This is a genomic window from Bifidobacterium sp. M0404 (genome assembly GCF_016101415.1).
GTDB lineage: Bacteria > Actinomycetota > Actinomycetes > Actinomycetales > Bifidobacteriaceae > Bombiscardovia > Bombiscardovia polysaccharolytica.
The window spans coordinates 620,705-633,382 of record NZ_JACFQP010000001.1; the positions used below are offsets into that span (position 1 = coordinate 620,705).

At 54.6% G+C, this 12,678-nt stretch carries 7 protein-coding genes; all 7 read left to right on the forward strand.

Going from position 1 to position 12,678, the window contains the following annotated elements; all coding sequences use genetic code 11:
• The first annotated feature begins 2 nt into the window (after positions 1–2).
• The 7 genes from grpE (at position 3) to H3T93_RS02610 (ending at position 12,677) form a co-directional block, all read left to right on the forward strand.
• Positions 3–788, forward strand: coding sequence for a nucleotide exchange factor GrpE (gene grpE / locus H3T93_RS02580; RefSeq protein WP_144177043.1), 786 nt, complete (start codon positions 3–5; stop codon positions 786–788).
• 44 nt (positions 789–832) lie between these two features.
• Positions 833–2,500, forward strand: a complete 1,668-nt coding sequence (locus tag H3T93_RS02585; RefSeq protein ID WP_144177041.1) for an Hsp70 family protein — start codon at positions 833–835, stop codon at positions 2,498–2,500.
• A gap of 126 nt (positions 2,501–2,626) precedes the next feature.
• Positions 2,627–4,753 carry an Hsp70 family protein gene (locus H3T93_RS02590; RefSeq protein WP_144177039.1) on the forward strand — a complete coding sequence of 709 codons (2,127 nt, stop codon included), beginning with the start codon at positions 2,627–2,629 and terminating at the stop codon, positions 4,751–4,753.
• Between the two features lie 12 nt (positions 4,754–4,765).
• Positions 4,766–7,819 carry a double zinc ribbon domain-containing protein gene (locus H3T93_RS02595; RefSeq protein WP_144177037.1) on the forward strand — a complete coding sequence of 1,018 codons (3,054 nt, stop codon included), beginning with the start codon at positions 4,766–4,768 and terminating at the stop codon, positions 7,817–7,819.
• 2 nt (positions 7,820–7,821) lie between these two features.
• Positions 7,822–9,063 carry a hypothetical protein gene (locus H3T93_RS02600; protein ID WP_144177035.1) on the forward strand — a complete coding sequence of 414 codons (1,242 nt, stop codon included), beginning with the start codon at positions 7,822–7,824 and terminating at the stop codon, positions 9,061–9,063.
• Positions 9,064–9,120: 57 nt separating this feature from the next.
• Complete coding sequence (locus H3T93_RS02605; protein WP_144177033.1) at positions 9,121–11,871, forward strand: GAP1-N2 domain-containing protein; 2,751 nt, start codon at positions 9,121–9,123, stop codon at positions 11,869–11,871.
• A gap of 44 nt (positions 11,872–11,915) precedes the next feature.
• Positions 11,916–12,677: a hypothetical protein gene (locus tag H3T93_RS02610; protein WP_144177031.1), complete on the forward strand. Its 762-nt coding sequence runs from the start codon at positions 11,916–11,918 to the stop codon at positions 12,675–12,677.
• Position 12,678 lies beyond the last annotated feature (1 nt).

Below are 12,678 nucleotides of genomic sequence, written 5' to 3' on the forward strand. Positions count from 1 at the left end.
CAATGGAGAACCGAGAAGCAGAGGAAGACATGCCTTTGCCTAGTTTCCCACCGGAGCCCAGGCAAAAGGCAGCGTACAGCACGGATGCTCCTGTCTCCGGGCCTAGGGTAGCCGAGACGGCTGTAGAACCTGACCATACAGAAGCAGTTCGGGAGTCCAATCAGGTCAATGGCAATCCGAATGCCGTGGCCATGGACATACAAAAGTCAATCGATTCCTTGGGTAAGGCAATGAATCAGCTTCAGGCTCTGTTCAGCCAGCGGCTGCAATATGACCAGACCAAAGAGACGGTCATAGATCGACAGCACCAGGAGTTGAAAGTGCTCCGTGAGGGGATCAAAAACGACCTGCTGAGGCCGATTCTTTATGATATCGCTGCGGAGTTGGACGACATTCGTCAGATGAAGATGGGGCTGGGAGACCAGCCAGGTTCCCAGCTGGCTGCGGAGCAATTGGCCAATGTCGAAGATGTCCTGAAGGACATACTCAATAAAAACGATGTAGAGCAGGTGTCCAGCCAGCCAGGCGAGCCCTTCCAAGGCAAGTGGCAACGAATGGTCAAACCTGTGGACACCGATGATCCCAACAAGCACAAGACCATTGCTCAGTCGCTGGCGCCCGGGTATAGGCGAGGCCAGGAAAGCGTGTTCAAAGAGAGGGTAACCGTGTATCGACTGCTGCCGTCCAGCCACCGGCAGCATCAGCCAGGCGACCTTGATTCCAACTCCAGCATTGGGACCGGCAGCGCTGTTCCACCTGAAACGCAGAAATCAGAACCAAGGGCTTAGACAAACCAGCCAATCAACATTTAAACCAGAAAGAAGCAGACAGCATGTCAAAATACGTATACGGCATCGACCTAGGAACCACCTATTCCTGCATTGCCTATCAAGACGAGGATGGTCGTCCCACGGTGGTCAAGAATCTTGACACCAATGCCGATACCACTCCATCAGTGGTGCAGTGGGACACGGATGGAACCCCGGTTGTCGGGCAAGAAGCCAAGGATTCGGCAGTTTTGGAGCCTGACAGAACCATAGCTTTCGTCAAACAGCTTATGGGCAAGAGCAAGATCGCCATCAACATCGACGGCAAGGACATATCTCCCATTGAAGTATCCTCCTACATACTGAAGGAATTGGCCAACCAAGCCAGCAATCAGCTCAGCGATGACGTGAAGGATGTCATCATCACCTGCCCTGCATACTTTGGTGAGGCAGAGCGTACGGCTACCAAGCAGGCAGGGGAGATTGCCGGCCTCAATGTGCTCGCCATCATCGAAGAACCTACGGCCGCAGCCATCTGCTACGGGGTAACGACTTCAACTGAAGACAAGAATGTGATGATCTACGATCTTGGCGGCGGCACCTTCGATATCACCATTATGAAAATCTCAGGGGGCACCATCAGGGTGGTCACCACCGAGGGCGATCACGAGTTGGGCGGAAAAAAGTGGGACGAGGCTATGAGCCAGCTCTTGGTGGACAAATACATGGAATCCACCGGTAGTGACGAGAGTCCAATGGATGCCGACGATAACGAAACCTTCCTTCAGGATCTTGCCATCACGGCCGAAAAGACCAAACAGACGCTGAGCAACAAAAAGAGCGCCAAGGCCGTGCTCAACTTCAATGGCAAAAGGGCGCAGGTCGAAATCACACGCGAAGAGTTCGACGATGCCACAGCAGCCCTGCTGGATACCTCCCTGGACTTATCGGAAAAGGCCATCAGCACTGCCAAGGCCGAGGGAGTGAACGTCGATGAGATTCTCTTGGTGGGTGGCTCCACCAAGATGCCTCAGGTTCAAGAAGGAGTCAAGTCTCGCTTGGGAATAGAGCCCAAGGTGTATGAGCCGGACGAGGCTGTCGCCAAGGGCGCCGCCATCTACGCCATGCTTCAGGCTGACGAACAGTCCAAGCTCAGCGAAAACGAAACCAAGTCAACCGATGCAGAGGGCAACGAAGTCGCCGTCAACAAGGAAACCGGTGAATCGCGAATCCTGCCCACACTTTCCGGCGGCGGTTCCGCCATGCCGACGCTTTCCAGCGGAAGCCTCAGGGTTGTGTCCGTCTCCACCAAGAGTTTTGGAGTCAAAGCCACTGATGCCAAAGACGGACAGGAGAAGATTTTCAACCTGATCAAGAAGGATGATGAGATACCAGCCGAGGTGACTCAGCAATTCGGCACAGCTGAGGACAACCAGATCAAGGTGGAAATCCGCGTCTATCAGACACCCGACAAGGTAGACACCTACCCGGTTGATGAGGATCGCTTCCTAGGAACTGCGGAGCTTAACCTCAAGCCCAACACGCCGGCCCAGTCGGTCATCTCCATCACCCTGAAGCTTACCGCTGACGGCATGGTCAAGCTGCATGGGAAGGATGAAACGTCCGGGAGCGATATCGATGCCGAATGGAAGGCAGAGAACGCGCTTGACGATCAGGAGCTCCAGGAGGCCAAGGAGCGTGTAAGCACATCCACCAGTCTGTCGATGGAATAAGTTCATCTATAAGTCGGTCAGCCTTCCGGGAGGCTGACCGACCATTCACCATCTGCCGGTGCAAGGACAAGCCCTTTTCAATTCGGCAGGGAAAACGAGCAGGCAGCGAAGAAAGGCTTGAAGACGATGGGTATTGCAGTCGGAATCGATCTGGGAACTACATATTCGGCAGTGGGGCGCATCGATCCCACCACGGGTCATGCCGTCATCATCAGAAACCCGGAAGGGGAGGCCGTGACCCCATCCGTGGTCGCCGTCATGCCTGGAGGTAAAACCCTTATCGGTGCAGAAGCCAAGGAACAGCAGGAGTTGGGCTATACCGAGACCGCTGCCTTCTTCAAACGCTCAATGGGGCAAAAGGACTTTTCACTGACACTCTGCGGAAGTCAGTATTCTGCCAGTGACCTGGCTGGGATCCTGTTGCGCGGGTTGGTTCAACAAGCTCAGGAAGTATCCGACGAGACCATAGACGCGGCAGTGGTGACTGTGCCTGCCTATTTCAAGAACTCCGAGCGAGAAGCCACTTTGGAAGCTGCCTCCAAAGCGGGCCTGAAAGTCCTCGGACTGCTCAACGAGCCGACAGCGGCCGTCTTTGCTTACGGTCTCAACGCGGACGGAGCTTCCCGCAAGGTCCTGGTTTACGACCTTGGCGGCGGTACCTTCGATGTGACCCTGGCACAGGTGGACGGCGAAGAGATCAGAGTCCTAGGCTCGGATGGCAGCCACATGCTGGGCGGCAAGGACTGGGACGATGCCTTGGTTCGTTGGATCACCGACCAATTCTCGGACGAGTTCGACGTTGATTTGAGCGACGACTCAGAGCAGATGGGTCAACTAGCAGTAGTGGCGGAAAAGGCGAAGAAACGCCTTTCCAGGGCCAACTCTGCGCCCATCCGCGTCTCCTACCAAGGGCATACCGGCAAGTATGAGCTGACCCGGGATGAGTTTGACGATATTACTTCTTTCATGCTCCAGGAAACCTCGGATATCGTCGATAGGCTCTTTGCCAGCATGGATCCACCCGTCAGCTGGCAGGATGTTGATGGAGCAATCCTGGTGGGAGGTTCCACCAGAATGAAACAGGTCCACGACTACATCGAACGCATGTCCGGCAAGCCTCCTCTGGGCGGCGTTAATGTGGATGAGGCCGTAGCCCTAGGCGCAGCAATCCGTGCCAATCAAAATGCTTCAGGAGCTCCAACCATGCTGCTGGGTTCCGGATCCTCAGCCAGTCCATCTGATGGGCCAAACATGCTCCTAGGCGGGCGCAAGGTGACCGACGTCACCTCGCACAGCCTAGGAATGATTGCTGAGTCATCGGACCGATCCCAATATATCAACGACATCCTGATTCCCAAAAATTCTCCCATCCCCGCCCGGCAGACCCAACGACGTGAGCTGCGGGTGCCCACTTCCGGAGGAGAGCTGGAAGTATACCTCCTCCAAGGGCAGGAACCCGCACCTCTGGATAACGAGGTGGCTGGCAAGTATGTCTTCACCAATATTCCCTATGTAGGCGACGGGCGCACACTCATCGACGTGACCTACAGCTACGACGAAAACGGGGTCATCGCAATCAGCGCAGTTCAGACCGAGACCAATACCTCATTGCCCATGCACCGTGAGCCGGTTCCTGAAGACATGAGCTGGGCCACCCGTTCTCCTCTGGAGAATGATCAAGTAGAGCAAACAGCTAATCCCGGCATACCCAGCACAGGCGAGATTTATATATTCATCGACATGTCGGGCAGTATGGCTGGTAACATTGGCGATGCCATTGAAGCTGCTCAACGATTCGTTGATCAAGTTAATGTTCGATCCATGCATGTAGGAATAGTTGGATTTGGAAGTACTACCAGGATATTCCAAGACGCAACATTCAAAGAGCATAGGTTGAACACCATTATCTCTAAAATCAATGATTACTTCAACGAAGGTTTATGCGGCTACGGGACGAGTAACCCATTAGGTTTGTTGGAAACTATTTTTTCTGACTATGGAACAACTAAGTTGGCCATTATCCTGACTGATGGTGAGTGGTTTGGCGAGGATGAAGCAGTCCAGGATGCCCAGTCTGCCTGGCAACAAGGAATAAACACTATAGGCATAGGCATCGGGAGTGCTAATGAATCCTTCCTTAGGCGGATCTCCTCCATCCAGGACCTGTCAGAACTGACAGACGCCAGCCATTTGGTCGAAAGTTTCTCCAAGATCGCCCGAGTCATCAGCAGTGGCGATGGGCTGGTCAGATAGGAAACCGGCACCATGCAGAATGAAACAAATTACTACCTGCTACTTGGCCTCTTTGACTTTACCAATGACTTGGTGGGCTCCAGTGACGATGATCCCGCCTTCGAAGCCGCTTTCAATGCCGCCAAAACACAAAAGGAACGGCAGTGGTCCTCAGACAAGGTGAAAAACTCCGCCAAGGCCAGCCGAGCAGGGCACAGCCTTGACCTCCTGCCCAAAGCCAAAGAGCACTTGGACACTATGGAAAAGCGCAAGATTCAGTGGGAGGATGCCAAAAACCAGGTAGAGAAAAAGATCCGACAGCAAATCAATGTCTTCGCCTTGGCCCATTCCGGTGCTTACCTGCTCCAGGGCGAAGTGGATCTGGTCATTAAAAAGGTGCAGAAGGATCTGGACTTGACCATAGACCAGGCTACTGTGCAACGCTTGGCACCCTCCGGCATCGAGATCAAACAGGGCGAGCAGGCGCCCGCTGGCAAGGACCTGTCGAGACCCAAGGGCTACACGACCTTCCATAACACCCAAAGCACGCTGGCTGCATACGGTTATTCGGATTTCTACGACCTTCTAGGCAAGGATCGTGGCGTTACCAAGATCAGGAGCACCCCAGCAGGGCAATGGGCCAAGTGGGCCCAGGAGGATAAACAAGCACTACCCAACAAAGCCACCACTGAAGTGGCGGATCGGCGTAAACTCTATGGGGAATGCGCCCGCATCTTCGCCAGCGAAGACAAGCGCAGCGAGTATGACAACTACATGTCCTACTGCAGCCTTGACGAGGTTCTCACCGAGATGGCCGAGGGCTGCTCGGTATCCAAGCATTTGGATGCATCCACGGCCGAGTCATACGCGAACAGGCTGGTTGCAAGCGCCGCCAAGCATGGCATCCCTTTGGACGAAAACGAAGCCATGGACTACATCCTGGGTCGTTGCGTAAAGCATGGCATTGCCTTTGCTCCCCCCGAGAAAGAGGGAGCGGATACACCTGCCAAGAAAGAGGTCTGCTTCTGGTGCGGTACGCTGATCGACCAGGGGCTGGCAGTCTGCCCAAGCTGCGGCGGGAAGACCCATATCGACTGTCCCAAATGCGGGACGAGCAACCCAGCCTCGGCAAAATTCTGCACCAAGTGCTCCATGGACTTCGGCGATCTTGGACGCGCATCCTCCTTATGCGACGAGGCAGCATCCGCCATCAACCACTTGAATTTCGACCAGGCCCAGCAGCTACTGGCTGACGCAGAGCAACTTTGGAAGAATCTGCCTGACATCGCCAAATGCAAGGCACGTCTTGAGCAGGGTATGAAGCAATTTGGCTCGCAAGTTCAAAGCCTGCAGGAAGCCATAAACGCCAACCATCTGGTCGAGGCGAAGAAGCTCTATCAGGACATCCAGAAGCGAGCACCCCAGTTTGACAGACAGGACCTGGTCGAGCGGATCGGCACTGGAATCAGCACAGCCCAGTCGATCATGGATGGAGAAGATCCCAAGCATCCTGATACCCAAGCCGTCGTAAGGGCTTACGAAGCTTGCGCTGATTACCCTGGTCTGGCTGTTGCTCTGGCCTCCACACCGCCCCAGGCTGTGGAAAAAGTGAGCGTCAGGGTTCAGCAGAACAGCCAGTGCAATGTCATTACCTGGTCACCCTCCAAAACGAAGCAGGCCTCTTACCTGCTCGTACGCAAGGAGTGGTCACGCCCACTCGATGTTGAAGACGGCGAAACGTTGGTCCGCACTGCTGGCACAAGCTATACGGATCATGGCCTGAAAGCGAATACCGACTACTGCTACGCGGTTGCGACAGTACTGGGCCCGCTTACCTCGGATCTGACCTGTTCCCAACCGGTCAGAAACCTCTTCGACGTGCATGCAGTCGAGGTCAGCGCCTCTGAAGGATCCATCCAGATCCGTTGGGCTGGACCTCCCAAGCCGTCAGAGGTCGAGGTTTGGCGGGATGAACACTCCGCACCAGATAAACCCGGAAAGGGCAAGCGGGTTACCAATGTTGCCGAAGGAGGCCTTCTGGATCAGGGTCTGAGCAACGGCGTGACCTATTACTACACCATCTTCGTCAAGTACCGCGCCAAGGACGGTGGCACCGCTTACTCGAGCGGTCAGACCTGCTCAGGCGTACCCAGCGCGCCGCCGGATCCAATTGATTTTATGCTTCCTCAGCTCAAGGAGGACGGTTCCTTTGATCTGGAATGGGACAACCCTGATAAGGGTGAGGCACGCTTCTACTACAGCCCAGAGAAAGTCGAGCTGACTGCTGGCGACATTATGCCGGTTTCAGAACTGGAGACCAAAGTCCTTCCCCTATCCTTGACAGTCAAAAGCGCAGATAAGGGCACATTTACCCTTCCAGACGACCAGGTCTACCAGCTGATTGCCGCCACGGTTCGCAATGATACGGCCCTGGTGGGATGCTCAACCATGGTGACCAGCAAACAGGCCGTGTCAATAACCAAGGTGGTGGCCAGCGGAGCCAATGTCGACATCATTTTTGAGTGGCCCGAAGACAGCGAGAATGTGCTCATAGTCTGGAGGACTGACCGTTTCGCCAGTGCAGCGGGGGAGAGCGGCGCGGCCAGCAAGCTGGTCAACAGAAAAACCTATGATCTCCACAAAGCCATCGAGCTGGAGGGCCTGGAACTCGGCGTAACCTACTACTTCAGTCTCTTTGCCCAGCTGGGCACGGGAGACTCCGCATCCTATTCCGCACCCAGCTTTAAGACTTTCTCCTTCGGCGGAGGAGGCAAAGCGCATTACCAGGTTGAAGCCAAGTCTTTCTTCGGCAAGGTCAAGTCTGCCAGGCTGGTCCTGTCCAGCGAGGTGGCTCTGCCAGCCTGCACCCTTCGCGTCCAGAAGGAAAGCATCCCCGTTTTCACGGGTCAGGGAATCGAGCTGTTTCACGTACCTGCACAGGCCGAAGCCGGGAACTGGACCTTTGACCTGCCCGCACAGCTGCTCAACAAGGGGCTCTATTACAAGCTGTTTTTCGATGACCCTTCAGCATACGACCGCATCGACCTGCAGCTCACCCCGGGAACACACCCACAGATAGGAAAATAAGCATGAAATTGCACTATGTATGCCCCTTCTGCTTCAGCGAACACAAAATCTACGATGTTGAATTCGCCTGTGACATGCGCAAGATCTGCGGCAAAAAGGATGCCGATGGCAATGTGCTGGTGCCTGCCGGCGCCGGCGAGGACGATCCTAAAATGGCTGCCTACAAGGGCGTGCCTCGAATTCAGGGGCCTCACCACTTTCGCGCTCCCAGTTCGGCATTCACCAAGCTCTCCATGCCTGATAAGGCTGTCTGCGACTGGTGCAACCAGGTGAGTCACACCCGGGTTTGTCCCGACTGCCATAACCCCCTCCCCGTCACCATCGACACCGATCAAGAGGCCATCGTCGCCCTGATCGGCACTCGAGGCTCAGGCAAGTCCACATATGTGGGTGTGCTCATCCATGAGATGATGAAGCGTCTTTTCCGTCCATTCAATGGAACCTTCCAACTGTATGGCCCCGAAGACCAGCAACAGTACAAGGAGCGTTTTGAAGAGGATCTGTATCGGCTGCATCATCTGATTCCACAGACACAGAGCCACATCGCTGGTCAAACAGTCACCGAGAACCGACCGATTCTCGGCACGCTCAAGCTCCAGTCCACCGGACTGTTCAAGAAGATCCAAGCGATGACTCTGGTCTTCTTCGACTCAGCTGGCGAGGATTGGGAGAGCGAAGAGGCGATCAGAATCCTGGCTAAGTATGTCTCGCATTCCTCTGGCATCATTTTCCTCATCGATCCTTTGGCCAACAGTGCCGTTCGCTCGGCCATCGATGACGAGGAGGCGGTGAGGACCTCCACTTCTGTTGACGAGGGCGAAGTATCCGAACCAGCAGAGGTGCTCAATCGGGTCGCTGATCTGATCCGGCGTGATCGGAACATGAAGCAGACTGACAAAATCGACATTCCGGTGGCTGCAGCTTTTTCAAAGCTTGATGTCTTGGAGGATGCCGGCATCCTGCCCCCAGGCTCTGCTTTAGCCCAGCCATCACCTCACGTTCAGCTGGGAAAATTCGATGATGCTGATCGCCAAGCAGTCGACCAGGAGATGCGCGGGCTGCTGTCAACCTGGAACCAGGGAGATTTCCTTTCCGCTTTGGACATGAACTATACGACCAATTCCTGCATGGCCTTCTCCGCCATCGGCAGGGCGCCTGAACAGAACAACGAAATAGCCCCGCCAGTGCCTAAACGCATCGAAGATGCCATGTTCTGGATTTTGCACATTCGGGGCTTGATATGAGCGAGCAGGATCAGCGCCTCTTGTCATCGAACTCGGCTGCATCGGAAAGGACTCACTATGAAGGCTGAACAGATCATCTATACTTCCTGCCGGCGCGGCATTTCCGGGACCTCTTCAGGCTTTCAGAATTACTCCTATTCCCCTGAGATGGGCAAGTGGATCAACAGCGGCGATGCCATAGGACTGCTGCAGTCCTATCAACCGCCCCGTCAAGCGGACCTGCCGGCTCTGCCCTCCAAAGATGAAGCGCAAAGTCTCTTCCCCAGACGAGAGTTCTTCGGGCCATTAGAGGGTCCAGATCATCTCTACGGCATGGCCTTGTGTTCCTATATAGGACGGGACTACCCCGAAGGATCCGTCCGAGGGGGCAATTTTATCAGCCACGTTCTCGCCCTGCCGATCGAACAGGTAAAGGGTTATCCTTGTGAATACATCGATTCTGCTTCCTTCCTGACGTGGATGGACGCGGATCTAGCCCGTTCACAGACAACCCCCGACCCTCTACCTTCGCTGTCGATAGAGAGCAATCCGAACATCAGTCTTCAGGCTGTCCAAGACTTTCTCGAGGACGATCGGTCTGATGCCTTTGAGCTGATGCTGCGATGCCTGTTGACACGCAACGAAGGCGGCTACCCCCACAAACTCGTCATCGTTGACGACAAGGACAATTTTGCACTCTGGGTGGCTGCGCTGGAATACGCTCTTCCAGTCAGACAGGCACGCAGCTATGCATTCTCCTCCTACGAGTATGATCTGCAAATCACGCCTGCCGTGGTTGTTCGGGCCGTAAAAGGCTGTCTTCATGGCATTGGCGATGCCTCTATGGCCTATAATTTCGTTTTCAATTTTGAGACAGGGGAGCTGCCCGCCCCACCGGATGCCAACGAGGATGTCGACGCCTTCTGTGAGTTTGCAGCATCGGCACTCTGCTACGCGCCAAACAGCCTGTCGGTAAACAACAGCTATCTGGATGCGACAGAATATGCGGATGTCGATGCCCGTGTCGGCACCGGCTATATCCTATGCCAATTGGCTGCTGGGACCATGGCTGCTGTTGATTGCACCAGTGATCAGATAAGCAGGGGATGCAGCTTTCTGGTTGATTTCGGCACACCCGAACAGTGCAAGTCCATGGTTGACAGCCTGCTTGAATCCTCTGGTGCCCAAGTCATGCCGAAAGAATGGACGGACGCTGTGGAAGGCGGCATCCAAGCCATAGGTAAAGCGCAGCCGAACGTAGCCGCCCACGCCGCCACAGAGCTGGTGAATCGTCTGAAAACCATGTTCACAGCTAGCAATGTCAGCGAAGACCTGTATCAGCAGAACCGCAGCCTGGCTCAAACTCTCAGCCAGGTAACAGGAAGGGATTTGAATGTGGAACTCTTCCGCCTGCTGACAGAGGATGGCAGTGCCGCCCTCGACCTGGGGCAGAGCAACGGGCAGGTTCCATGGACTGTGAGAGCCTATGCGTCCATTCTTTCATCGTCCTTGTTGTCTTCCTTCACCCAGATTGGCGGTTTGCCACAAGGGGTTTCTGGGCAAGAGATGCTGGCAAGCTTGGGTCGTGAGAATGCGGCAGCGGTGAACAAGCTCGTCACCAGCCTGGCAACCAGCTCGGCCAGCACCGGCAGCGCCATCTTTGAGTCTCTGGTGTCGCAGTGGGGACAGGATCCTGCTCTGGTCTCGATGCTCGGCTTCTTGGTCGTAGAGGCCCGGCCTACCGCAAAGGACGTGGAGAATCTGGCAGTGGCCAGGCTCTGGCAGATATTTCTCCAGGAGCCCGAACCGAACCGCATCAACCATATTGCTTCCCTCTTGAAATCTGGACGCACGGACGTCGCCTTGGATCACCTGCTGGCTCTGGGCGATCAGAGCCAATCGGATCCTGTGCCCTATTACCGTTTCCTTGCCCAGCTTCTCCATTCGCCCATTGGCAATTTCATCATCACCCACGCTGACGCCCTCCTGGACAAGTCCTGGTCCCTGCATGGACAGTCAGTCGCTTGGGGGGTTGCATGCCTGTCGCTGATGAGCCAGCTGCCGGGGATGACAAAGTCGGAAGTCTGGCAGAAAGTGCAAGAACTTGATCAGCAGGTCAACTTCATACCGAACACTCAGTCGCAGGCCCAGGATGCTCAGACGCTGGAGAAGTTCTGCTCGGAAACCGGACTGGCAATACCCGATCATGTCAATTTGTGCATGCAGGCCCTCCGATTGAGCCAATTGGCACAGGCCGCTTCCAACCGTCGTCAGGATCAGATTCTGATTGATGCCCTCTGCAAGAGCATCCGTCAAGCAGGACCAAAACTAGCTGTCAACAAGGCCGGCAATCAGCTGAATGCCTATATTGAGCACTTGGCTATCAGTATTGCGCCAGTCGCTACCGAAAGCGGGCAGATTGAGACTGCATGGATGCAGTCGATGCCGATGCAAACGATAGCCACTATGCTCTGTCAGGTGCTCAGGCAGGTCGCAGCATTGCACAATGAAACTGAGATCATGCTGCTCTTGGCGACCTACCTGCCTTATGTGTTGAACAAGTCACGGCACGTCCTCATTCAGGAAGGGCCATTCATCAACTTTGCAGCCCAACAGATGGGTGATGCAGGATTCAAATCGTCTTCCATCAATAAGATGCTGGAAGACGATCGTCAACTCAATAAATTGATCGACCGATATCAAAAGCGATTCGGTTCCTCTTTCAACAGCGGCGACTTCAGATCGTTGCTTTCGAAGATCCATCAAAAGATGCAGGCAAACGAGAAGCAAGACGGCAGAGTGGGCTTCTTCTCAATGTTCAGACGGTAGTAAACCAGGGAGCTTTAACAGAAGAGGCATAGAGAGGCAACACTATGAGCACATACAATACATCCGGGTCAAGCACAGGGGGAGCGCCTTCAGGGTCGCCATACGGCACTTCAGGATCGCCATATGGGTCATCATCGTCTCCTTATGGCTCAAGCACTGCCGCAGCTCCTGGCAGCCCCTCCAGCAGTGGTCCTTCCAGCAGTGGTCCTTCTGGAACTGGCCCCTCAGCAGGCTCCGGACCATCAGGCAGTTCGCCATATCCGTCTGCACCCACATCCTCTGCTGCTGTTCCTTACAGTGATGAAGCTTACCTGTCGTTTACTTCAATCGCCATCGCTGTCATTGTCATGGCCCTGAACGTCTATATCACACCCATATTTTTGTCTTCTACCGGGGACAACCCGATTGCTTCAAAAAGTGCCATCAAAACCATTCATACCTTTTTGAGCATGCCTTTCTATGTGCAACAAACCTTGTTTACATCACTATGTTTGCTCATAGCTTTCTTGGTTTGTTTCCTTACATGCAGATACGCTCCAGTTTTTTGCGATGACGTGGGTCGATACGTCGTTTCTTACGTCATGATGCTCCTCATTGCCGGATGCTGTGTGGTTTTTGCTGACTCGAACCGGTTGGCGCATCCGCACATTGTCTATTCGCTACTGTGCACGCTGGCCCTGGCCGGTTCAGCCTACGTCACCCATGTGATCGAAGTCGATACCAGCATAGGAAAGCGGCTGCTGATCTGGCTCCTAGAAATCGTCCTGCTTGGAGCCGCGCTGTTCGTACACCAGTACAACATCTGAT